Source organism: Deinococcus aerophilus (assembly GCF_014647075.1).
GTDB lineage: Bacteria > Deinococcota > Deinococci > Deinococcales > Deinococcaceae > Deinococcus > Deinococcus aerophilus.
On the sequence record NZ_BMOM01000002.1, the window covers coordinates 90,438 to 111,854 of the forward strand.

Sequence of the window (21,417 nt, forward strand, 5' to 3'; positions counted from 1 at the left end):
GGCTTCATGTCCCATTCTCCGGCCCGGTCCGCCGGCCTGATCATCCGTCAGGTCTCTCCTTCCAACCTGGAAACCCCGTTTCATGCTCTGGGCGAACGCATTACCGCGAACGGGCAGTTTTACCAGCGCAGCCACTTTCCGGTGCCCACGCTGCAGGCCGAGAGCTGGCGGCTGACCGTGCGCGGACGGGTCATGTCCCCCCTGAAGCTGTCCCTGGATGACCTCCGGGCCCTGCCGGAAACCACCGTCACCACCACCATGGAGTGCGCGGGCAACGGGCGCGTTCACCTCTCGCCCCGGATGCCCGGCGTGCAGTGGGACCTGGGGGCGGTGGGCACCGCGCAGTGGACCGGCGTGCTGCTGCGGGACGTGCTGCAACACGCCGGAGTGGAATCCGGCTCCCTGGAAGTCGTGCTGCAAGGCGCGGACTGCGGCACCCTGACCGATCCGGGACGCACGCCCGGCGACATCCACTACGCCCGCAGCCTGCCGCTTGCGAAGGCCACAGAGGATGTGCTGCTCGCCTACGCCATGAACGGTCAGCCCCTCGCCCCCGACCACGGCTTTCCGCTGCGGGCCGTGGTGCCGGGGTGGTACGGCATGGCCGCCGTGAAGTGGCTGACCACCGTGCAGATCACCGACCGGCCCTTTCAGGGCTTTTTTCAGACGGTGGACTACGCGTACTGGCAGCAGACGGACGACCTTCCGCCGCAGCTGGTTCCCCTGAGCACCATGCTGGTCAAGGCCCAGATCGCCCGCCCCGCACCGCACGACGCGGTGGTCGCCGGCAGCCACTGTGAGGTCACGGGCGCGGCCTGGACCGGTGAGGGCGTGGTGACGCGGGTGGAAGTCAGCGCCGACGGCAGCGAGAGCTGGGCCGACGCCGATTTTCTGGACCCGGCCGAGACCGGCGTGTGGCGGCGCTGGCACTACTCCTGGGATGTGCCCCCGCGCCCCGGCCCCGTGACCCTGCTTGCCCGCGCCACCGACTCGGCGGGCCGGACCCAGTGTGCCGGCCACGATCCCGGCCGGGGCGGGTACATGATCAATTTTCCTCTGCCGGTGCCGGTGACCGTCACCCCCACTTCCTCCACTTCTGAGGCTCCATGACCGAACACGAACCGCGCCCTCCACGCACCATTCCCGACAACGACCTGGGCGCTCTGGCCGCCCAGCTGGAACACGCCGAGGCCAGCGGCCAGCAGATCGCCCCGCTGTCCGAACGCTATCCCGGCATGACCTTCGCCGACGCCTACGCGGTGCAGCGCGCGTGGGTGGACCACAAGCTCAAGGCGGGGCGGCGGGTGCGCGGCCACAAGATCGGATTGACCTCGCGGGCCATGCAGCTCGCCTCGCAGATCACTGAACCCGACTACGGCACGCTGCTGGACAGCATGTTCTACGAGCCGAACGGAGACATCCCGCTGTCGGATTTCGTGGCTCCGAAGGTGGAGGTGGAACTTGCTTTTCTGCTGCGCAGTGACCTGCGCGGCCCGCATGTGACCCTCTTCGACGTGCTGCGGGCCACCGAGTACGTAACGCCCGCCGCCGAGATCATCGACGCCCGCATCCAGCGGGTCAGCGCGGCCACGGGCAAGCCGCGCCGGGTCTTCGACACCATCAGCGACAACGCGGCCAATGCGGGGGTCATCGTGGGGGGCAGCGCCGTGAAGCCCGACGCCCTGGACCTGCGCTGGGCGGCGGCGCTGTGCATCCGCAACGGCGTGATCGAGGAAACCGGGGTGGCGGCGGGCGTGCTGGGTCATCCGGCCAACGGCATCGCGTGGCTGGCCAACCGTCTCGCGCCCCACGGCGAGTTTCTGAAGGCCGGGGAGCTGGTGCTTGCCGGATCGTTCACCCGCCCGGTCGACATCGCCAGCGGCGACGTGTTCACCTTCGATTACGGCCCGCTGGGCACCTTCTCGTGCCGGTTCGCCGGCCATGCCCGGGGGGAGCAAAGTCATGGCTGAGACTTCCTTCAAGACCACCCTGCAAAGCGGCGAGCCCCTGTATGGCCTGTGGCTGGCCCTGGCCGATCCCTACAGCGCCTCGGTGTGTGCTGGGGCGGGCTTCGACTGGCTGATGATCGACGGCGAACATGCCCCCAACGACCTGCGCAGCACCCTGGAGCATCTGCAGGTGCTCGCTGCCTTTCCGGTAACCCCGTGGGTGCGTCCGCCGGTCGGCGACACCGTCAGGATCAAGCAGCTGCTGGACATCGGTGCCCGCAACCTGCTGATTCCGATGGTAGAGACAGCGGCGCAGGCCCGGGAACTCGTCGCCGCCACCCGCTATCCACCCCATGGCGTCCGGGGAGTGGGGGCGGCCCTGGCGCGGGCAAGCGGCTTTGGGCGGGACACGGCGTATCTGCAGCATGCCGACGACGGCGTCTGTCTGATGCTGCAGATCGAATCGGTCGCCGGGCTGGCAACGCTCGATGAAATCGCGGCGGTGGACGGCGTGGACGGAATTTTCATCGGTCCAGCCGACCTCGCGGCGTCGTTCGGTCAGCTGGGCAACCCCGGCCATCCGGACGTGCAACGCGCCATCCGCGACGCGGGCACCCGCATCCGCACGTCGGGCAAGGCGGCGGGCATCCTCTCCACCGACCCGGCGCAGGCCCACATCTACCTGGACTGGGGCTACACCTTCGTCGCGGTGGGAACGGACGTGACGCTGCTGGCCCGGGCCACGACCACGCTGGCCGACCACTTCAGGGAGCCCTGAAGGATGGTCGCGGAAGGGCCCCATTCCCCGGAGGCCTGATGCGCGACTTCCGCTACCTGCAGAGCTTTAAAACGCTGGAATGGCCGGACTGAGCACCCTCGCAGACGCTGGGAGGTCGGCAGATGAACCTTCGATTCTGGGTGATGTGCCTGCTGTGCAGTGGGGCGTGGAGTGCCGCACAGACCGCGCCCGCCCCCCCGCCGCCGGTCAGCTACGCACTTCTGCCGCCGGACGGCAGCTTCGGGGATGTGTTCCGGCAACAGCGCGAACACCTGTGCGCGCGCCCCGCGGCTCAGAGGGTGCTGACGCTGGGCATGGTCCGCAACACCACGCCGGGCACGCCCATCACCGTGCGGGCGCAGCTCGCGTATGCCAGCGAGGTCACCATGTCCTTCTCGGCTCCGGCGGACACGGCCCTGGACGCCGCCCCCCCGGGAGTGGCCCGGCCACTGCGGCTGCGGCTGGCCCAGACCGGGTTATGCGCCGCCGATCTTCCGTCCCGGCTGTTTCTGGTGACCACCGCCCGGGCTTCCGGAACGGTGCCCACCCCCGCCCAGTGGACCCCGCTGACCGGCGCGCGCAGCGTCGCGGCCCCGGTCCTCAACCTCAGTGCCCACGTGGGAAGCACACAGCTGTCTCCCGCGTGGCTCTCCCCAGCCCAGCTTCACGGCGCGCCGCCGACGCTGAAAGGCCGCCCTCCCCGTGACCCCGCTGGGCGCCTGGCGTGGGCCCTGGGCTGGATCACCCGCCAGGAACCCCAGGGGCCTGCTCCGGTGGGGGAAACGGAGGTGCGGTTCGCGCTGGTCCGGACCGACGACCCCCGTCTGCTGACCGTCCGCGTGCAGGACGTGGCGGGCGGCTGGGCCTACCTCCGGCTCGGGAGCGCGCCGCAGCACCCCGGCCGCTACAGCGGCAGCTCTCCCTTTCAATCGGGAGGGGCCGCCGTGCCGGTCACACTGTCGGTGCGCGAATCGCCGCTGCTCGCCGGGCTGTGTCTGGTCCTGTTCGCCACGCTGGGCTGGGGCCTCAACTGGCTGCGCAAACAGGTGCTGACCAGCCTGGACGTGGTGGCCAGCGTCCGCGCCTACCGCACCCACATTGAGCAGGATACGGTTCCCGCCGCTTTCGGGTACGCCTTCCGGGAGCCGGTGCTCACCGAGCTGAACGCACTGCTCGCTCAGGCGTCGGCGGCCGCCGGGATTCTCGCCGGAGACCACGAGGGACTGGCCGAGGTCCGTGCGGCGCTCGCGGCCCTGAAACAGCGCGAACATGACTGGACCGAGGCGCTGGTTCTGCTCGAGCGGCTCCGGGACCGGTTAACGCGGGTCACCGCGCCCGACGTGGCGGACAGCGACGCCCAGAATCTGGTCTCCGCGCTGGAAAAACTGCTGGAGGGCACCTTCCACAATCCAGGCGAGCCGACGCCGCGTGCCTTTACCAGCGAACTGTGGGGCGACGGCGAGACCGGACTGAAGGCCGAGCTGAGGGCCGCCCTCCACCTGACCCAGGTGCTGCTCGACGAGCCGTACTCGAAGTACCGGCCGCTGCCCCGGGCCGCGCAGGTGCTCGCCAGCCGGCCGACCACCCTGAAAGAGATCGAGCAGGCCACCAGGCAATATGGCAGGGCCACCGCACGGGCCGAGGCCGCTGAACAGCGGTTGAAGGGCTTCCGGCTGGACCTGGACCTGAAGTCCCTGGAGGACTGGGCACCTGCCGCACCACCCCCGGCGCCGGTTGCCGCAGATCGGCCTGTGCTGCCTTCCGTGCCGTGGTGGCCCGCGCTCCCAGTCGCCGGGCTGCTGGGATTGAGCGCCCTGCTCGCCACCTTCCCGGCCCTGTGGCTGCCGCTGCTGCTGACGGCAACGCTGCTGGGCTTCATGCTGCTGATCAGCATGGCGCCGCCGGCCCGCTGGTCTGCGGGGGGCCTGCGGTGGGCCCGCCGGGGGCTGGGGACGGCGGTGTTCCTGGCCGTGACCTCGGTTACCGTCGTCTCAGGCTTCTCCACGCAGTATGTGGCGAATCCCACCTGGGGGGCGAGCGTGTTCGACTACTTTGCGGCTCTGCTGTGGGGGCTGGGGCTGGCAGGGGGGCTGAGCTTGCTGCTCGACGTGGTCGCGGGCCTGCGCTGGAGGGTCGGCCCCTGACCACCGGACGCAGCGGCTGGGGACACGGTGGCAGGAACCATTGGGAGGGCGGCCCTGGGGGTGAACGTCCATTCCCGCCGCCCGCTCTCCCCTACCCTGGGCGCATGATCTACGCCTTTATCAATCCACAGGCCACGCTGAGCCGCGCCGACCCCACCCCGGAGCAGGCCCGGGCCGCCGCCGGTCTGTCCCAGCTGCTCGCGCAGGCCGAGCTGATACCGGTCACGGGCCTGGACGAGACCGAGCTGCTGTCTGTTCCGGCCGCCTTCACCTCGTGGCAGATCCTGCGTCACGGCGCAGTGGTGATCGGCGAGGACGGTCTGGAGGACGCTCCGTGGCGGCGACTGACCCTCGAAACGCAGCGCCTGCGTGAGGATGGCCTGCGGCTGGCACATCAGGCGGCCACCCACATCAGCCAACTGGGGCAACTGGGCCTGGAGGTCACGCTGGACGGGCACTCCGGACTGCCGCTGCTGGTGCGGCTGACGCATCCGCACAGACTGGAACTCGCGCTGGATCAGGCCGAACGCGAGCTGCGCGCGTGGCTGGACGGTGGTCCTTTTCAGGCCGACCTGCGGGTGCTGCGTGGAGCCGATCGCCTGACCCTGCTGCCGCGCGAGCTGACCCCCGAGAGCGCCGTGAACTACGTGCTGGGGCAGTTGCCGCCCGACACCATGCTGACCGTGGGGGTCAGCGCCCAGCCGGGGGACGCCGCCTTTCTGGCCCTGTGTGACTACGCGCTGCTGCCCGGCGAGAGTGAGTGGTTGAGTACGGCCGAAGGAGCACAGGACGACGATTAACCTGACGCCGGACGGCAGACACAGGCAGGCGGACGGCTCCACCAGGGAAGCCGCCCGCCTGAATTGAGGGAGAAAGGTTTAGAGCGTGCCCTTGAGGGTGCTGGCGACCTTGAAGGCCACCTTCTTGCCGGCAGGAATCTGGATCTTCTCGCTGGTGCCGGGGCGCACGCCGGTGCGGGCGGCGGTCTGCTTGACGCTCAGGGTGCCCAGGCCGGGCAGGCCGACGCTCTGGCCGCCCTTGATCGAGCTGACCACGGATTCCAGCATGGCGCTGACCGCTTCCTCGCTCTGCTTCTTGGTCAGGCCAGTCTTGTCAGCGACCATTTCCACGAGCTGGGTCTTGGCGACCTTGTTGCTCGAGGTGGACGCCGCCTTGCTGGCGGGGGCCGCTTTGGCGGCAGGCTTCTTGGCGGGTGCCTTCGTCGTCTTTTTCGTCATGGTGAGCAGCATGACATATCGTTAGGCGCTTGGGAAGGGGGAGGAAACAGATGAATGCCCACCAGCACGCCCTCGACGGGCTTACGCTCAGAAATTCCCTGTTCCACACGTATTTTTCGCGCATCGTCCCTCAAGTGCGTGGTACACGGCAAAAGCGCATTGATTAAGACGGGAGGGGCACAGGACGGCGCGCCCAGCGGCGGCGCCGGCGGAACACGCACGCCCGCGCGGCCTCCTGCTACACTCCGAAGCACCTTAAACCCACTGTCCATCACGCCTTCTCTGCGGCGTGAGGCGCACCTTACAGGAGGCCCTACGTGACCGGTTCCACCTCTCCCCGCTCCACTTCCCCTGCCCCGACAGGCCGCTACTGGCCTCCCTTCAAGCCCCGTACGCTGACCCTGCCCCGCACCGGCCTGATGCACAACCTGCGCGTGAGTGCCGAACGCTATCCGGACAAGGTTGCCCTGTGGCATTACGGGCGCGCCCTGACCTACCGCGAACTGCACACCCAGGCCACGCACCTGGCCGGCCACCTGGCCTCGCAGGGGGTGGGCAAGGGCGACCGCGTGCTCGTATGGATGCAGAACAGCCCCGCGTGGGCGATCAGCGCGTTTGCGGCGTGGCAGCTGGGCGCGGTGATCGTGCCGCTCGCCCCCATGTTGCAGGCACAGGAACTCGCCTACTTTCTGCAGGACGCGGGAATCCGGGTGGGCCTTGTGGGCGCGGAACTGTATGACCGGGCGCGGCAGGCCGGGCTGGAGCACGTGGTCGTCGCGAACGTCATGCGCGGCACCGATGCCGACGCTGCCGGAATCGCGCTGCCCGAGGGGCTGGACGTGGAGGCCACCTTGCAGGGCACAGACGTCACCCTGGAAGACGCCCTGAAGGCAGACCCGGCGCCCGCCGCCGACGTGACGGCGGACGACCTGTGCGTGATGCCCTACACCAGCGGCACCACAGGCCGGCCCAAGGGCTGCATGCACACCCACCGCAGCGTACAGGCCAACGTGTTCGGCTCCAGCGTGTGGGTGGACGGCAACGTGGAGGACGTGTTCCTGGCCGTGCTGCCCTTCTTCCACGTCACGGGCTTTATCAACAGTCTGCTCTCGGGCCTGACCGGCGGCGGAAAGATCGTGATCATGTCGCGCTGGGACCGCGACGCCGCCCGCACGCTGATCCGCGAACACGGCGTGACCGTCTGGACCAACACGCCCACCGTCATCATTGACCTGATGGCCTCGCCGAATTTCGATCCGTCGGACCTGCGGTCCCTGCGCAACGTGACCGGGGGCGGGGCCAGCCTGCCGGCGGCCGTAGGCCAGAAACTGCTGGACTCCACCGGCATCCTGTACCTGGAAGGCTACGGCCTCTCGGAAACGATGGCACAGTCGCACAGCAACCCCAAGGGCCGTCAGAAACTGCAGTGCCTGGGGGTGCCGCTGTTCAACGTGGATTCGCGCATCATTGACCTCGACACGCACCAGGAACTGCCCGCCGGTCAGGTCGGCGAGATCGTGATCCGGGGACCGCAGGTGATGCAGGGCTACTGGAACCGCCCCGAGGACACCGCCGAGGCCTTCCTGGAGATTGAGGGGCAGAAGTTCTTCCGCAGCGGCGATCTGGGCTACATGGACGAGGAAGGGTACTTCTTCTTCACCGACCGCCTCAAGCGCATGGTGAATGTCTCGGGCATGAAGGTCTGGCCGGCCGAGGTGGAAAACGCCCTGCATGCCCACCCCGCCGTTCAGGAAGCCTGTGTGATCAGCGTGCCCGACGACCGCAGCGGCGAACGCGCCCGCGCCTTGATCGTCCTCAAGCCGGGCAGCAGCGCCACCGCCGCCGAGATCGAACAGTGGGCGCGCGGAGAGATGGCCAGTTACAAGGTGCCGCGCGATTACCAGTTTGTGGACAGCCTGCCGCGTGGCCCCACGGGCAAGGTGGCGTGGCGTCCCCTGCAGGAAGCGGCCCGCGCCGCGATGGCCGGAGGCATGCAGGGTTAACCCGAGTGCTGTGACACAGGGCAACACAGCACCTGGGGCCGCTCCTTCGTCCGGAGCGGCCCCTCCATGTTGCTCTTCACCCGCCAGCGCTAGACCCGCGCAGGCTCCTGCTCCAGCCGCCGGAAGGTCGCCAGCGCCTGCGCGACCACCTGATCCATGTTGTAGTACCGGTAGGTCGCCAGCCGGCCCACGAAGGTCACGTCCCGGCGGGCACGGGCCAGCGCCTCGTATTTTTTGTACAGTTCGGCGTTCTCGGGGCGCGGCACCGGATAGTACGGGTCCCCCTCCGCCTGCGGGTATTCATAGACCACGCTGGTGCGCTCGTGGCGCTGGCCGGTGATGTGCTTGAACTCGCTGATGCGGGTGTAGGCGTAGTCGTTGGGATAGTTCACGGTACCCACCGGTTGAAACTGTGCGCGGTCATGGGTTTCGTGGCGGAATTCCAGGCTGCGGTACGGCAGCTTGCCGTACTGAAAGTCAAAGAAGGCGTCCACCGGGCCGGTGTAGATCAGGTGACCGTGCGGAATCAGCTCCAGAATCTCGCGGTAGTCGGTATTCAGCATCACCTTGATGTGGGGATGGCTGAGCATCTCCTCAAACATGCGGGTGTAGCCGTGCAGCGGCATGGCCTGATAGGTATCGGCAAAGTAGCGGTCGTCGCGGTTGGTGCGGGTGGGCACGCGCGCCGTCACGCTGGCGTCGAGTTCGCTGGGGTCCAGCCCCCACTGCTTGCGGGTGTAGCCCCGGAAAAATTTGTTGTACAGGTCGCGCCCGACCTTGCTGACCACCACGTCCTCGCTGGTGCGCACCGCCTCCACCTTCTCGGCCACCGACTCGAAGAAGTCCTCGACCTGAAAGGACGTGAGGTTCAGTCCGTACAGCCGGTTGACGGTGTCGAGGTTGATGGGAATCGGGAGTTCCTGACCGTCCACGCTCGCCAGAACCCGGTGCTGGTACGGCCGCCACTGCGTGAAGCGCGACAGGTACTCGAAGACCTCGCGGCTGTTGGTGTGGAAGATGTGCGGTCCGTAGGGATGAATCAGCACGCCCGCGTCGTCGTAGCGGTCGTAGGCGTTGCCGCCGATATGCGGCCGACGGTCCACGATCAGCACCCGCTTGCCGGCGCTGGCCAGGCGCTCGGCGAGCACGCTGCCCGCGAAGCCCGCGCCGACGATCAGATAGTCGAAGCCCGCCTTGGAGCGAGCAGCGCCGGAATCAGTCATGCGAACCCGCCAGCGCCTCGGCGGCAGGTGCGGCGGAGAGGCTCGCAGGGGGGATCCGTTCGGCGGCCGTTTCCATCAGGGCGCTCATCTCGGCCCAGGTGCGCTCCCAGGACAGCTCCTCCAGGTACCGGTCGGCACGGTCCTGTCGCCCGGCGGCGGCGGGCGTTCCAGCCTCGGCCAGCGCAGTCTCACAGGCGGCCTCGAAGGCGTCCGGGCCATCGGCAATGCGGGCCAGCCCCAGATCCCCGTAGGGGCGAATCACGTCACGGATACCGGTGGAAACGACCGAAACACCCGCCGCCAGATACTCGGGCGTCTTGGTCGGGCTGATGAACTCGGTGGCGGCGTTGCGCGCGAACGGCATCAACGCCACGTCCCAGTGGGCCAGGTAGGCGGGCAGATCGGCGTAGGCTTTCATTCCCAGATAATGAATGTTTTTGGCCCGGGGAAGCTCAGCCGGGTCGATCTTGACCACCGGACCCAGCATGACAAACTGCCACTCCGGACGGCGGCGGGCCACTTCGCGCAGCAGCTCAATGTCAAAGCGTTCGTCCAGCACGCCGTAAAACCCCAGGCGGGGCCGCGGCAGGGCACGCTGGTCGGCCGGGTCCTGCGGCCCCCCACGCGCCGCCGCAAAGTGGGCCTTGTCGACGCTGGAGGGAAAAGCATGCACGTTGGGATGCCGCTCGGCCTTGGCCTCGTAGAGCCGCTGACCGCCGGTGAAGACCACTCCGGCACGGGCAAACAGCTCCTGCTCCCGCACCCGCAGTTCGGGGGGAGCGCCCTTGAAGTTGGCGAGTTCATCCATGCAGTCGTAGATGATCAGGCGCGGACTTAACCCCGCCGCAACCGGCAATTCCATGGGTGTGTAGACCCACAGGTCATATGCCGCCAATCCCTCGTCCCGGACGAGCGCCCCTAACAGCCGGGCCGTGCGGGCCTGGGATTCGGTGGGAGACAGCCCCACGCGGATGTGCGGCGTGCAGACCATGACCCCCGAGGGCTCGGTACGGCGAACCCAGTGGTCGTCATGGTCGCCAAAAACAGGTTCTTCGATGTAATAGACGGCGCGCCCGGCCGCCGCGTGGGTCATCAGGTGCTGGGGCCGCTGAAACACAAAGTTCCAGCGCAGGTGTGCGAGCACGATCAGTGAGGGAGCAGTGGCCCAGGCAGAGCGAACGGACGACAAGAGTTCGGACATGACATTTTCCCCCGGAATCTGGAATGGTCACATCGCTTCCCGAACGCTCCGATGGGCGCTGAGGTGGGCGAGGAGATCGCTTCAAACTAACCCGGCGCGGTTCATATCCACACATAATTTTTGCCAATGTTCTGCCCAGAATGAAGCTTTCATGAAACGCAGAGCCACTTTCTGGGAAGGCCAGAATATGCCCCCGAACACAGTGGAGGGGCGGTGGGCAAACGCTACGCTGATTCCCCGTGTCCATGTTTCCCCGTTATCTCTCCCACGTCGTTGTGGCCCTGCCTGCCCGCGATGAGGCGCAGCGAATCGGGGCGACGCTGCGGGCGCTGGGACAGCAAGTGGACGGCGGGGGTCGGCCCCTGAGCGGTTACACGGTGGCGGTGCTGGCAAACAATTGCCGGGACAAGACTGCGCAGCAGGCCCGGCGGGCCACGCCGGCTGGGCTGAAACTGCGGGTCCGTGAGGTGTGCCTGCCACCCGAACGGGCAGGCGTGGTCGAGGCCCGCCGGCAGGCCATGGACTGGGCCGCCGTGCTGGCAGGCAACGACGGCGTGCTCGTCAGCACCGATGCGGACACGTGTCCGGAACCCGACTGGCTGTGGCAGCTCCTCGCCCCCATCCAGGCGGGGGCCGACGCCGCCGCCGGACGTATTCTGCTGAACCCCAGGGGAATTGCCGACCCGATCATCCACCACACGCAACAGCTTGACGACGCCTACCGGCTGGCCGCCTGCGAACTCACCGCCCGCCTGAATCCCGACCCCGCCGATCCCTGGCCCAACCACTGGCAGCACTTCGGGGCCAGTCTGGCGCTGAGCGTGCGGGCCTACCGCGCCGTAGGCGGCATTCCGGACGTAGCGTGTCTGGAGGACGTGGCGCTGGTGCAGGCGCTGCGCCGCGCGGACCTGACGCTGCGCCACACGCCCCACGCGAGGGTCCATACCAGTGCCCGCCTGACCGGCCGGGTCCCGGTGGGCCTGTCCACCCAGCTCGCGGAGTGGCGCTGCGGCCCGGACGCCTGGACCGTGCCCGGCGGCGCGGAGGTTGCGGCCCTGGCCCGCGCGGAGGCGGCCCTCAGGGCACGGTATCGCGGAATCTGTAACGGCGACCTGTGCGCCCTGTGGCTGACCACACCGGAGAGGCTGTGCCGGGCCTTGCAGGCGCCCACCCTGGGCCAGGCCCTGGAAGCCGCCCACGCGGCCCGCCTTGAAGAAGGTGTGTGGATGAGACAGTACCCGCCCGTGCCCGTGGCGCAGGCACTGGAGGGAATCCGGGCCCTGCTGTACGTCGGCGCCCGGCCGGACGCTGAGCCGGTGGAGGTCCAGAGGGGCTCACCGGCCTGAGCGGCCCATCCCTCTGTCTCCCAGCCGGCACGGGGCCGTGCGCTCGAACACGTCCAGACGGTAGCCCTCCCGCCGGTCGCCGTGCCGCTCGGCATGCCGGTGACACAATCCGTGCCCCACCCGCGCCAGGGTCGCCGCATGCACCGCGTCCCCGGTCTGTGGATAATCGTGAACGTGGGGCGTCCAATGAACCAGCAACAGGGTTCCCCCCGGCACCAGCCGGGCCAGCACCGCGTCCAGCGCCCGCTCCAAATCCTCCGGTGAGAGGTAATACAGCACCTCGGACAGCACGATCAGATCGAAGGGACCGCGCGGCAGGTCGTGGGGCAGCTGCCGGCGCTCGAACGTCACGTTGGGGCGGTCGGCATTCTCCCGGCGCGCCTGCGCCAGCGCCCGCTCGCTCATGTCCACCGCGATCAACTCTTCTGCCCGCGCCGCCAGCCGGGACGTTAGGACGCCGATGGAGCAGCCGACTTCCAGCGCGCGTGCGTAGTGCAGCCGGGGCAGCGCCGCCAGGGTGCGGTCATACTTGGCGGCCTCATAGGGGCTGCTTCTGAAGTTCCAGGGGTCGACATTGGCCGCGTACACATCCTCGAAATAGCTCTCGGGTAGGGTCATGGAATCTCCTTGGTGGGGGGCAGGACCTCGAAATACAGTTCCGGGCCGTCCAGCGCCCGCTCCACCATCCCGGGCGCGAGGGTAAACCCGGCCGGGTCATCGGTAATCAGGCCCAGCTGGGTGGCGTGGGCGGCAACGGCGGCGGCCTTGCGGGAGCGGGCCGCTCCCACCGCAAACCTCCACGGAGTGGCCTCATTGGGAGCCGGCCAGTCGGCGGGGCCGCCGCGCTCGGGCAGCCACACGGTGTAGGCGAGCCGCCGGGCCTCAGAGGAAACCGCCGCCCCCACCAGCTTCCAGGCCGCGCGGTGGTCGGGGTGTGGATCACGGCTCCATGGCATCAGCACGGTGCCGGGTGGGGCGGCGGCAAAGGCCCGCCCCACCGCTTCCCGGACCTCCACCGGGTCGTACCCCGACAGGGCTCCATCGAGCAGACCCAGGGCGCGGGTGCGGTCCGGCGGCACGCCCAGTTGGGCCAGGCCAGACCGCCACTCGTGAAGGCGCAGCTCTCCCAGACGCGGGCGCGGATAGGCCCGGGAGGCCGGGTGCGAGAAGCCTCCGTCGGTGAGGAGCAGCGCCCAGACCTCCTGCCCCAGATCGGTCAGGGCACACAGCAGGGCGCCGCAGCCCAGCGCCTCGTCATCGGGATGCGGCGCGACCACCCACACCGGCCCGGGCAGGGTCCGGGGGTCCAGCGGTGGGGGGGCCGTAGCCCATGTCTGGCTTACCATCCGGCCTCCCCATCCCACACGCTGACAGCGGCGTCGGGCAGGTCGGGGGCGTCCAGCACGTAGGCCCCCAGCTGCAGGCGGGCAGCGTCCGGGGCGGGCTGGCGCAGGTACATGCGCAGGTCGCGCAGCAACCGCTCGGCCGGGTGGGGAGCGAGCAGACCGCGTGCCCCCACGGCACGTTCGGTGGCCTCGCAGGCGAGCAAACAGGCGTCTTCCGTCAGCTCGCGGGCCAAGGCCACGTAGGCCAGGGACCGCGTCTGCCCGGCGTCCCCGGCGCTGGTCAGCCCACGCTGCGCCTTCAGCACCACCTGCCACGCCGCTTCCAGTCGGGCCGCCACCGCGCCAAAGCGCAGGCGCTGCGCGTCATCCCCCGTGCGGTCCAGTCCCCGCAGCACGCTCCGGGCCGCCTCCAGCACGGCGTCCGCGCCGCCAAGCTGCACCGCCAGAAAACGCAGCGCGCCGCCGCCGAACTCGGGCTGCCGGTAGTAGTCGCCGGCCTCCCCAATCACGTCCGCCGCCTCCACCGTCAGGCCGGTCAGGTCGGCGCGGAGGCTCACGGTGGGCCGCATACCCAGCGGTTGCCAGAACGCCGGGTCAAAGCGCTCACGGGGCACGGGCGCGGGCAGCACGACCATCACGCGCCCCGCGCCCCCGGGCAGTTCGGCGGGCAGCAGGGGCCGGGTCACGGCGTCCGCGCCGGAAGTGAAGGTCTTGTTGCCCACCAGCCGCCAGCCACCCGGCGCAGGCTCCAGCTGCAGCCCCGGGGCCTCCTCGGTGTTCCACACCCCAAACAGTTCCCCGTGGCGGGCGTCGTGGGCTGCCCGCTCACGCTGGGCGGCGCGGCCGAACCGGGCGATCAGGTGCAGGGCGTTGACATGCCCCTCATAGACGCGCCCCACCGGCAGGCTGGCGCGGCCCACCCGCCGCAGCACCGTCAGCAGCGTTTCACCCTCCAGCCCGGGGGCGCCCGGAGCCGCCAGCAGGCCCGCGTCACTGAGGGCGCGGAATGAGGCGACGGGGAAGGTGCCCGCGGCGTCACAGGCAGCGGCCTCGGCGGCGATGGTGGGAGCGGCGCGGGCCACACGGGCAAGCAGATCCGGCACGCTGAAGGACACGGAGGGCGCAGGCCGCTCCCCCTCTCCCCGGCCATCCTCCTCCTGAGCGCGGGCCAGCGCGTCGGCCAGCGGCGCGTACACCGGACGGTGGCCCTGGGGATCGGCGTAATCCCACAGTCCGTTGTGGCAGTGGCGGTCGTCATCCCAGCCGGGGTGGTTGACCACCGGGTACAGGCACACGCCGTGCAGCGGCAGCCCCGCGGCGCGGGCAGCCCGCGTCTCGCGGGTCACCATCTCGAACCACGGCGCACGCTCCTCGTCCTCGGTGCCGGTCTCGGCAATCAGCAGCGGCCGGCCGTAACGGGCGTGCACGTCGGCGAGCAGATCGCGCAGAGGGCGGTGGTCCCGGTGGCCGGGCGGAACCGGGGTGCGGTGGCCGGTCTGGTCGTGGTGCCACCACTGGTTGTGGGGGTAGTAGTTCAGGCCCACCACGTCCACATAGTGCTCCGCGCCGCCGAGTTCCGGGTGCAGACGGCCCAGCAGCATGTCCAGGACCTCATACTGCGCCGCGTGCAGCTCGGCAGCGCGGCGCTCCCCCCCCTCGCCGGCGGCTTCGGGATGAACGGCCACGTTGATCAGCGGCTCGGCGTGCAGGAAACGGGCCTGGGGGTCGGTGGCGCGCACGGCGTCCATGCCCAGGATGGCGGCGCGGACCAGGGCCGCTTTGAGGGCCGGGCCACGTCCCTGCGCGAAGGGATTGAGGTACCCCACGTCCCCCGCTCCCCATGCCAGGAAGGAGATCTCGTTCACCGGACAGATCCACAGCGGGCCGTCGGTATGTCCGCGCAGAAAACGCGCCGCCGCCGCCGCATAGCGGGCGAACTGCTCCGGAAAGTCGGGGGCGAAGGGGTCAATGAAATCGGGGTAGCCGTAGTGCAGCAGGTCCCAGATCACCTGCACGCCCGCCTCCCGCGCCGCCACCGCCTGGTTCAGTGCGGAGGTGAAGTCGTATTCCCCAGGCACGCGCTCGATCAGATGCCAGCGCAGGCCGTCGCGGGCGGTCTGCAGCCCTGAGGCCGTGAGGCGGGCGTAATCCTGCACGGCGAAGCGGTCGTGCGCGGTCGCGTCGATCACGTCGATGCGCCGCCCCGAGGGTCTGCGCTGGGTGCTGCACTCAAACCCGCCCATGAAGAACGATGCAAACAGGGGCGGTCCGGTGGACAGGGAATTATCCGGCCCGACGCGCGGCGATGGAACGGGCGAGGGCACGGTCACGCCCCCAGCCTGCCGTCACCCCATTTCAGGCGGCTGAGGACCAGTTAAATATTCCTGCACGGTTGGGCAACCCAGGAGGCCAGGAGCTGACCTCAGCGGTCCGGGCCGCGGGGGGGCCTGCGGGGCCGCCCGCATGTTCCCGGGTCAGGGGCCGCTCAGTCCGCGGCGCTTTCCCCCACCGCCTCACTGGCCGCCACCGCATGCAGCGTGACCGGGGTGCCGTTGACGGCGGCGTTGCCGGTCAGGGCGTCGATGCGCGCCGTGTCGGTCAGGTCGTTGACGCTGACCCCCGCGTGCTGCTGCGCCACCCCCAGACGCACGCCCGCACGCCCATGCCCGAAGCCGTGCGGCAGACAGACCACGCCGGGCATCACCGTGTCGGTCAGCTCCAGCGGCACGGTCACCGTCCCCACGCGCGAGCGGACCTCCACGACCTGACCGTCCACGAATTCGCCCGCATCTGCAGGATTCAGCTGCAGGGTGCAGCGCGCGGGGCCGCGCATCAGCCGGGGCGTGTTGTGCATCCAGGAATTGTTGCTGCGGAGTTGCCGCCGCCCGATCAGCGCCAGCGGGGGCGGAGCCGTCTCCAGCGCCGCCGTCAGCCGGGGCAGATCGGCAAGCATGGGTGCCGGAGCGAGGTTAAGCCGTCCACTCGCGGTCAGCAGGCGCTCCGGGAAGCACGGTTGCAGCGGGCCGTAGTCCACCCCGTGCGGCTGGGCGTCCAGTTCCTCCACACTGGTCCGGTAGGGACCGTGCCGCAGGCCAAAGTCCAGGCGCTGTTCGGGCACAGTGCCCGCCTTGCCGGTCAGGCGTTCGGTCAGGCCCAGGAAGATCTGGTAATCGAAGCGCTGGTCGGGGGCGATGGGAAAGACGGGCCGCGAGTAACGTGCCGTGTTGCGCACCGCAAGCAGATGAAAAGTCGCGTCGTAGTGTGAGACTTCCAGCCCGAAGGCAGGCGGCAGGATCACGTGGGCGTGCCGGGTCGTCTCGTTGAGGTAGGGGTCGATGCTGACCATGAAGTCCAGGCCCGCCAGGGCCCGGTCCAGCGCCGCGCCGTCCGGGGTGGACAGCACCGGATTGCCCGCCACCGTCACCAGGGCGCGAATCTGGCCCTCGCCGGGCGTGGTCATCTCCTCGGTCATGGTGACGTTGGGCAGTTCGCCGTCGAACTCGGGCAGGCCGCGCACGCGCGAGCGGTAGCGCCCGTGGTGGACCTCGCCCCTCTTCGCGCGGGCGAGCAGGTCGAAGGCGGGCCGGGTGAACATCGCGCCGCCCTCGGCATCCAGGTGGCCGGTCACGGTGTTCAGCACGTTCAGCAGCCACTGGCACAGCCCACCGAATTCCTGAATGCTCAGGCCGATGCGCCCGTACGCCACGGCGCGCGGCGCGGCGGCGAAATCGCGGGCCAGCGCGCGGAGGGTCTCGGCGGCAACGCCGGTGCGCTCCTCAACCCGTTCCGGCGAGAAGGGCGCGGCGGCGCTCCGGACCGCGTCCAGTCCGTCTGTGACGTCCGCCAGATGCCCCAGCCGCTCCAGACCCTCGGCAAAGATCACGTTCAGCAGTCCCAGCAGAAAATAGGCGTCGGTGCCGGGACGGATAAAGTGGAACTCGGTGGCGTGGTCGGCACTCTCGGTGCGGCGCGGGTCGAGCAGCACCACCCGGCCGCCGCGTTCGCGGATGGCCTTCAGCCGCCCCTGCACGCCCGGCGCGGTCATGATGCTGCCGTTGCTCGCCAGCGGGTTGGCTCCCATGATCAGCATGAAGTCGGTGCGGTCGATGTCGGGAATGGGCAGCAGGAAGGGATGCCCGAACATCTCCGTGCCCGCAAAGTGGTGCGGCAGCTGGTCGATGCTCGTCGCTGTGAAGCGGTTGCGGCTGCCCAGGGCCTTCAGGAGGCTGCCCGCCGAGAGCAGGGTGCCGCTGTTGTGAACGCTGGGATTGCCCTGAAAGGTCGCCACGGCGTCTGCACCGTGCTGCTCCCCGACCTCGCGCAGCCGGGCGGCCACGTAATCCAGCGCCTCGTTCCAGTCCATCTCGGTCCAGGTCTCGCCCTCGCGCCGCAGCGGACGTTTCAGGCGGTCCGGATCGGCGTGCAGATCGGGCAGCGCCGTACCCTTGGGGCAGATGTGTCCGTGACTAAGGGGGTCGAGGGGGTCGCCGCGCAGATCGGTGACCCGGCCCCCCTGAACGGTAATCTGCAGGCCACAGATGGCCTCGCACAGGTTGCAGGCGCGAAAATACACGCCGTCGGCGGGCAGGGGAGCGGCAGAGTGGGACGCAGCGGGGTGGGTCATCGGAAAAACCTCCAGGGAGTTGTCAGTGCGTTCAGTGTGTCATGGAAGGCATGGAAGGAACGTCGGGGCTGTTGCGCCGCTATCTTTGGGTCATGTCTGCCCGCCCGCTGATCGGCCTGAGCACCTCGCAGTTTGCCGAGCCCACCGCCCGTCCCCACAACGGCCTGTCGCGCCGCTACGCCGAGGCGGTGGAACGGGTGGGCGGTCTGCCCCTGCTGCTGCCGGTGCTGCCCGACCGGGCCGCGGAATATGCCGGGCGGGTGGACGCCGTGCTGCTCTCGGGCGGGGTGGACGTACATCCCCGGCATTTCGGTCAGCATCCCCGGCGCGGCCTGGGCGAGGTGGACGAGGAACGCGACGCCTTTGAGACCGCGCTGTACCGCGCGGCCCGCGAGTACGGCAAGCCCGTGCTGGGCATCTGCCGGGGCATCCAGCTGATCAACGTGCTGGAGGGCGGCACGCTGCACCAGCATCTGCCGGAGGTCCCGCAGGCCTGGGCCGACCATGCCCAGCGCGGGCACGCGGGCACCCTGGGCCATGAGGTGACCTTTACGCCCGGCAGCCTGCTCGCGCAGACGCACGCAGCGTGGGGCTGCGGAGAACGGGCGCTGGTCAATTCCTCTCACCATCAGGCGGTGGACCGGGTGGCGCCCGCCCTGCGCGCCACCGCCCACGCGCCCGACGGACTTGTGGAGGGTCTGGAAGGCGACGGCGTGGTGGGCGTGCAGTGGCACCCGGAACTGCTGTTCGCCGCGCACCCCCATGCGCTGGGGACCTTCACGGCGCTGATGCGGCTGCTGGACTGAGCGGAACCGGAGGATGGCACCGGCTCCGGCCTCAGCGCCAGCTGCGCAGCTCCGGCGGCAGGTGCGACACCTCGTTGAACGAGTCCAGGCTGAGGCGGCCGCCGCCGAAGGTAAAGCGCGTCAGGCTGCCGTTGCGCACCCGCCAGTTCAGACGCAGGGCCGCCGCGTCCGGGGCGTCCAGGGCCAGGGCCACCATCAGCCCGATCACGCCGCCGCTGGTAAAGGCGAGCACGGCCGACCCGGAGGGCAGCCGCAGCAGGTCGGTCAGGGCGCCGTGTACCCGTGCGCGGAAGGCGGACCAGCCCTCCACCTCCGGATGGATGACGGCCTCGGCCTGCCACGCCCCCGCCAGGGCCTCCAGCATCAGCTGAAACGAGCGGTTGCGGTCCGGCGCATCCCGCCGTTCCTGAAAGGTCCGGACCGAACCGGCAAAGTCCCGGTCCTGCGCCGCGAGGAGGGGCGCGAGGGTCCGGATCAGACCGTCGCCGTCGTACTCGGCCAGCCGCCTCTCTTCCTGTGCGCCGGGCCAGGGCGGCGGAGCCCCGGAATCCGTGAATTCCGCTGCCGCCGCCGCGAGTTCCGCCGTGCGGCGCTGACGCACCAGCGGACCGTGAAACACATGCGTGGGCCGGAAATCCTCGGCGGCCAGACCCAGGCCCACCGCGCGGGCCTGCTGCTCACCCAGGTCCGAGAGGCGGTCGGTGTCCTTTTCAAAGGGCGTGGCCTGGCCGTGGCGGACCAGAATCAGCTCACTCACTGGCCCGGCCCATCCGGCGGCGCGACCTCTCCCCCGCCCTGCGTGGCCTGCGCCGAGATCCTGAGCCACGCTTCACGAATCAGCCACTCGGCCTGCCCGGCCAGCGGAGCAAAGCGGGGATCGCTGGTCTGCCCGGCACGGTAGCGCGCAAAAATCTGGATCACGATAACCGCCAGCTTGAAGTGCCCCAGCACTTCATACCACCGCACCACATCATCGGTCACGGCGCGGCCCGAGCGTTCGGCGTAGCGGGCGATCAGCTCCTCACGGCTCAGAAATCCGGGAAAACTGGCCCCCACCTCGTTCGGATCGCGGCCCGGCTGCTCGGGCATGGTCCAGTACGTCAGGGTCAGGCCCAGGTCCACCAGCGGATCGCCCACGGTGGTCATCTCCCAGTCGAGCAGGGCCACCACCTTCGAGGGATCGGCGGGGTCGAGCATCAGGTTGTCCAGCTTGAAATCGTTGTGGACCAGGGTGTGGGCCGATTCCGCGGGGGTGTGGGCCTCCAGCCACGCGATCACCAGTTCATCGCGCAGCTCGGCGGCCGGGGGCAGATCTCCCGAGTCCTTCAGCAGCTCGCGCGCCCGCCGCCAGCGTCCGGCCCAGCCGCCCACCTGCCGGGCATTGAAGCCCTCGGGCTTGCCGATGGACCGCAGGCCCGCCGCGTCAATATCCACCGCGTGCAGGTCCGCCAGCGTGTCGGCCAGCGCCTGCGACATCTCGCGGGGAGCGCCGGGCCGCGCCGCGTACTCGGCGGGAATCCTCGTCCGCACGATCACGCCGCGCCGCCGCTCCATCAGGTAGAAGGGCGATCCCAGCACCTCCGGATCCTCGACGAGCAGCAGCGGCTCGGGGGCCACCGCCAGCACCGGATGGATTTTCTCCAGCAGATGGTACTCGCGGGCCATGTCGTGCGCTCCCTTTGCCACCGGCCCCAGGGGTGCGCGGCGCAGCACGTACTCGTGCTCGCCCATCCGGAGCAGATAGGTCAGGTTGGAAAACCCGCCCGGAAACTGCTGCACTTCCAGGGTCTGCGGGTCGCCCGCTATCCGCCCGCGCACGACCTCACGCAGCCGGTCCAGCGGCAGCTCCTCGCCGGGACGGACAGCAGAAGTTTCCGGACGGGTCAAGGGTGGCCCTCCGTGCGGGGGGCCGTACCTTCAAAGGCCGTTCCGTGGCCGAGCAGCGCCATCGCCTTGGTGCGCAGGTGGCGCATCTTGCTGATCCACTCGCCGTAATCGCGCGCCTTGGTCTGAAAGCCCTTGAGGGTGGTGTCGTGGGTGGTGATCAGGAAACCGTCGGCGCGCAGCACCTTGAGCGTCTCCTCGACGAGCACGTCGGTGGTCACGGCAGTCTGCTGCAGGATGGGCGCGTTCTGGATCATGGGGGTCCAGACGCCTTCCGGACACAGGCACGCGACCTTGATGCCCCGGTCGCCGTAGGTGATTGCCAGCCACTCGGCAAAGGCGAGTGCGGCGTGCTTGGTCACGGCATAGGGCGCGGAGTGCAGTTCGGTGAGCAGGCCCGCCGCCGAGGCGGTGTTCAGCAGGTGGCCCTCGCCACGCTCGAGCATGTGCGGCAGCAGGTGCCGGGCCGCCCAGACGTGCGACATCACATTGACGCGGTGAATCAGGTCCCACTGCCGGTCCGGCGTTTCGGGCCCCTCACCGATGGCGATGCCCGCATTGGAACAGAACAGGTCAATCTGTCCCTCGGCGGCCAGCACATTGTCAATCAGGGCCTGAATGTCTTTTTCCTGGCCCACATCGGCGGCCACAAATCGTGCGCCGATCTCGGCGGCCTTCTGGGCACCCACCTCGGCATTGCGGTCCGAGGCGATCACGGTGGCCCCCTCCTGCACAAAGCGCGTGGCGAGGGCCAGCCCGATGCCGGAGGCGGAACCGGTAACAACGATGATCTTGTTCTTGATTTCCATGGAGTTCCTCGTGGTGGGGAGAGGGCAAAGGATGCCGGCCGTTGGGTGCCGGCTCTGCGGTCAGGA

General features: G+C 69.4%; 18 protein-coding genes. 8 read left to right on the forward strand and 10 right to left on the reverse strand.

Annotated elements, in window-relative coordinates:
• Nucleotides 1-6: 6 nt before the first annotated feature.
• The 5 genes from IEY21_RS01920 to IEY21_RS01940 all read left to right on the forward strand — a co-directional run bounded on the left by IEY21_RS01920 (nucleotide 7) and on the right by IEY21_RS01940 (nucleotide 5,671).
• Nucleotides 7-1,110 carry a sulfite oxidase gene (locus IEY21_RS01920; protein WP_188900789.1) on the forward strand — a complete coding sequence of 368 codons (1,104 nt, stop codon included), beginning with the start codon at nucleotides 7-9 and terminating at the stop codon, nucleotides 1,108-1,110.
• Nucleotides 1,107-1,970, forward strand: coding sequence for a 2-oxo-hept-4-ene-1,7-dioate hydratase (gene hpaH, locus IEY21_RS01925; RefSeq protein WP_188900791.1), 864 nt, complete (start codon nucleotides 1,107-1,109; stop codon nucleotides 1,968-1,970). The genes IEY21_RS01920 and hpaH overlap by 4 nt, the downstream gene beginning before the upstream one ends.
• Nucleotides 1,963-2,727 (forward strand): aldolase/citrate lyase family protein, encoded by a 765-nt coding sequence (locus IEY21_RS01930; protein ID WP_188900793.1) that lies wholly within the window; start codon nucleotides 1,963-1,965, stop codon nucleotides 2,725-2,727. The genes hpaH and IEY21_RS01930 overlap by 8 nt, the downstream gene beginning before the upstream one ends.
• 122 nt (nucleotides 2,728-2,849) lie before the next feature.
• A complete protein-coding gene (locus tag IEY21_RS01935; RefSeq protein ID WP_188900795.1) occupies nucleotides 2,850-4,871 on the forward strand; it encodes a DarP family protein in 2,022 nt (673 codons plus the stop codon).
• A 104-nt stretch (nucleotides 4,872-4,975) separates the two neighbouring features.
• Nucleotides 4,976-5,671 carry an HAD family hydrolase gene (locus tag IEY21_RS01940; protein WP_188900797.1) on the forward strand — a complete coding sequence of 232 codons (696 nt, stop codon included), beginning with the start codon at nucleotides 4,976-4,978 and terminating at the stop codon, nucleotides 5,669-5,671.
• 78 nt (nucleotides 5,672-5,749) lie between these two features.
• Here IEY21_RS01940 and IEY21_RS01945 read toward each other — a convergent pair whose 3' ends face one another.
• Nucleotides 5,750-6,121, reverse strand: coding sequence for an HU family DNA-binding protein (locus tag IEY21_RS01945; protein ID WP_188900798.1), 372 nt, complete (start codon nucleotides 6,119-6,121; stop codon nucleotides 5,750-5,752).
• Between the two features lie 305 nt (nucleotides 6,122-6,426).
• Here IEY21_RS01945 and IEY21_RS01950 point away from each other — a divergent pair, with 305 nt between their 5' ends.
• On the forward strand, nucleotides 6,427-8,112 hold the full coding sequence (locus IEY21_RS01950; protein ID WP_188900800.1) for a long-chain-fatty-acid--CoA ligase: 1,686 nt from the start codon (nucleotides 6,427-6,429) through the stop codon (nucleotides 8,110-8,112).
• Nucleotides 8,113-8,201: 89 nt separating this feature from the next.
• On the opposite strand, the gene glf is transcribed toward IEY21_RS01950, so the two are convergent.
• Both glf and IEY21_RS01960 read right to left on the reverse strand, forming a co-directional pair.
• A complete protein-coding gene (gene glf / locus IEY21_RS01955; RefSeq protein ID WP_188900802.1) occupies nucleotides 8,202-9,335 on the reverse strand; it encodes a UDP-galactopyranose mutase in 1,134 nt (377 codons plus the stop codon).
• Complete coding sequence (locus IEY21_RS01960) at nucleotides 9,328-10,536, reverse strand: glycosyltransferase family 1 protein (protein WP_229752791.1); 1,209 nt, start codon at nucleotides 10,534-10,536, stop codon at nucleotides 9,328-9,330. The genes glf and IEY21_RS01960 overlap by 8 nt, the downstream gene beginning before the upstream one ends.
• A 245-nt stretch (nucleotides 10,537-10,781) precedes the next feature.
• On the opposite strand from IEY21_RS01960, the gene IEY21_RS01965 reads away from it, so the two are divergent.
• Nucleotides 10,782-11,882 carry a glycosyltransferase family 2 protein gene (locus IEY21_RS01965; protein ID WP_188901021.1) on the forward strand — a complete coding sequence of 367 codons (1,101 nt, stop codon included), beginning with the start codon at nucleotides 10,782-10,784 and terminating at the stop codon, nucleotides 11,880-11,882.
• Here IEY21_RS01965 and IEY21_RS01970 read toward each other — a convergent pair.
• The 4 genes from IEY21_RS01970 to IEY21_RS01985 form a co-directional block, all read right to left on the reverse strand.
• Nucleotides 11,871-12,500, reverse strand: a complete 630-nt coding sequence (locus IEY21_RS01970) for a class I SAM-dependent DNA methyltransferase (protein ID WP_188900804.1) — start codon at nucleotides 12,498-12,500, stop codon at nucleotides 11,871-11,873. The genes IEY21_RS01965 and IEY21_RS01970 overlap by 12 nt on opposite strands.
• A complete protein-coding gene (locus tag IEY21_RS01975; protein ID WP_188900806.1) occupies nucleotides 12,497-13,228 on the reverse strand; it encodes a PIG-L deacetylase family protein in 732 nt (243 codons plus the stop codon). The genes IEY21_RS01970 and IEY21_RS01975 overlap by 4 nt, the downstream gene beginning before the upstream one ends.
• On the reverse strand, nucleotides 13,222-15,471 hold the full coding sequence (locus IEY21_RS01980; RefSeq protein ID WP_188900808.1) for an acyl-CoA dehydrogenase family protein: 2,250 nt from the start codon (nucleotides 15,469-15,471) through the stop codon (nucleotides 13,222-13,224). Before IEY21_RS01980 ends, IEY21_RS01975 begins: the two co-directional genes overlap by 7 nt.
• Nucleotides 15,472-15,713: 242 nt before the next feature.
• The gene (locus tag IEY21_RS01985) at nucleotides 15,714-17,852 is read right to left on the reverse strand and encodes a molybdopterin-dependent oxidoreductase (protein WP_188900811.1); all 2,139 of its coding nucleotides are present in this window, start codon (nucleotides 17,850-17,852) and stop codon (nucleotides 15,714-15,716) included.
• Nucleotides 17,853-17,944: 92 nt separating this feature from the next.
• Here IEY21_RS01985 and IEY21_RS01990 point away from each other — a divergent pair, with 92 nt between their 5' ends.
• A complete protein-coding gene (locus IEY21_RS01990; RefSeq protein ID WP_188900813.1) occupies nucleotides 17,945-18,658 on the forward strand; it encodes a gamma-glutamyl-gamma-aminobutyrate hydrolase family protein in 714 nt (237 codons plus the stop codon).
• Nucleotides 18,659-18,689: 31 nt separating this feature from the next.
• Here the strand turns inward: IEY21_RS01990 and IEY21_RS01995 are convergent, their stop codons facing one another.
• From IEY21_RS01995 to IEY21_RS02005, 3 genes are read right to left on the reverse strand one after another with little or no spacing between them, the layout of a single operon-like run.
• On the reverse strand, nucleotides 18,690-19,415 hold the full coding sequence (locus IEY21_RS01995) for a histidine phosphatase family protein (protein WP_188900815.1): 726 nt from the start codon (nucleotides 19,413-19,415) through the stop codon (nucleotides 18,690-18,692).
• Complete coding sequence (locus IEY21_RS02000; protein ID WP_188900817.1) at nucleotides 19,412-20,545, reverse strand: phosphotransferase family protein; 1,134 nt, start codon at nucleotides 20,543-20,545, stop codon at nucleotides 19,412-19,414. The genes IEY21_RS01995 and IEY21_RS02000 overlap by 4 nt, the downstream gene beginning before the upstream one ends.
• The gene (locus tag IEY21_RS02005) at nucleotides 20,542-21,351 is read right to left on the reverse strand and encodes an SDR family oxidoreductase (protein WP_188900819.1); all 810 of its coding nucleotides are present in this window, start codon (nucleotides 21,349-21,351) and stop codon (nucleotides 20,542-20,544) included. Before IEY21_RS02005 ends, IEY21_RS02000 begins: the two co-directional genes overlap by 4 nt.
• Nucleotides 21,352-21,417: the final 66 nt, after the last annotated feature.

What these genes read in the sequence shown, in the direction of transcription:
- glf (WP_188900802.1), bottom strand. Translation starts at nt 9,335, where the DNA reads ATGACTGATTCCGGCGCTGCTCGCTCCAAGGCGGGCTTCGACTATCTG.
- IEY21_RS01990 (WP_188900813.1), top strand. Translation starts at nt 17,945, where the DNA reads ATGTCTGCCCGCCCGCTGATCGGCCTGAGCACCTCGCAGTTTGCCGAG.
- IEY21_RS01970 (WP_188900804.1), bottom strand. Translation starts at nt 12,500, where the DNA reads ATGACCCTACCCGAGAGCTATTTCGAGGATGTGTACGCGGCCAATGTC.
- IEY21_RS01945 (WP_188900798.1), bottom strand. Translation starts at nt 6,121, where the DNA reads ATGCTGCTCACCATGACGAAAAAGACGACGAAGGCACCCGCCAAGAAG.
- IEY21_RS01930 (WP_188900793.1), top strand. Translation starts at nt 1,963, where the DNA reads ATGGCTGAGACTTCCTTCAAGACCACCCTGCAAAGCGGCGAGCCCCTG.
- IEY21_RS01975 (WP_188900806.1), bottom strand. Translation starts at nt 13,228, where the DNA reads ATGGTAAGCCAGACATGGGCTACGGCCCCCCCACCGCTGGACCCCCGG.
- IEY21_RS01985 (WP_188900811.1), bottom strand. Translation starts at nt 17,852, where the DNA reads ATGACCCACCCCGCTGCGTCCCACTCTGCCGCTCCCCTGCCCGCCGAC.
- IEY21_RS01980 (WP_188900808.1), bottom strand. Translation starts at nt 15,471, where the DNA reads ATGGGCGGGTTTGAGTGCAGCACCCAGCGCAGACCCTCGGGGCGGCGC.
- hpaH (WP_188900791.1), top strand. Translation starts at nt 1,107, where the DNA reads ATGACCGAACACGAACCGCGCCCTCCACGCACCATTCCCGACAACGAC.
- IEY21_RS01935 (WP_188900795.1), top strand. Translation starts at nt 2,850, where the DNA reads ATGAACCTTCGATTCTGGGTGATGTGCCTGCTGTGCAGTGGGGCGTGG.
- IEY21_RS01960 (WP_229752791.1), bottom strand. Translation starts at nt 10,536, where the DNA reads ATGTCCGAACTCTTGTCGTCCGTTCGCTCTGCCTGGGCCACTGCTCCC.
- IEY21_RS01965 (WP_188901021.1), top strand. Translation starts at nt 10,782, where the DNA reads ATGTTTCCCCGTTATCTCTCCCACGTCGTTGTGGCCCTGCCTGCCCGC.
- IEY21_RS02005 (WP_188900819.1), bottom strand. Translation starts at nt 21,351, where the DNA reads ATGGAAATCAAGAACAAGATCATCGTTGTTACCGGTTCCGCCTCCGGC.
- IEY21_RS01920 (WP_188900789.1), top strand. Translation starts at nt 7, where the DNA reads ATGTCCCATTCTCCGGCCCGGTCCGCCGGCCTGATCATCCGTCAGGTC.
- IEY21_RS01940 (WP_188900797.1), top strand. Translation starts at nt 4,976, where the DNA reads ATGATCTACGCCTTTATCAATCCACAGGCCACGCTGAGCCGCGCCGAC.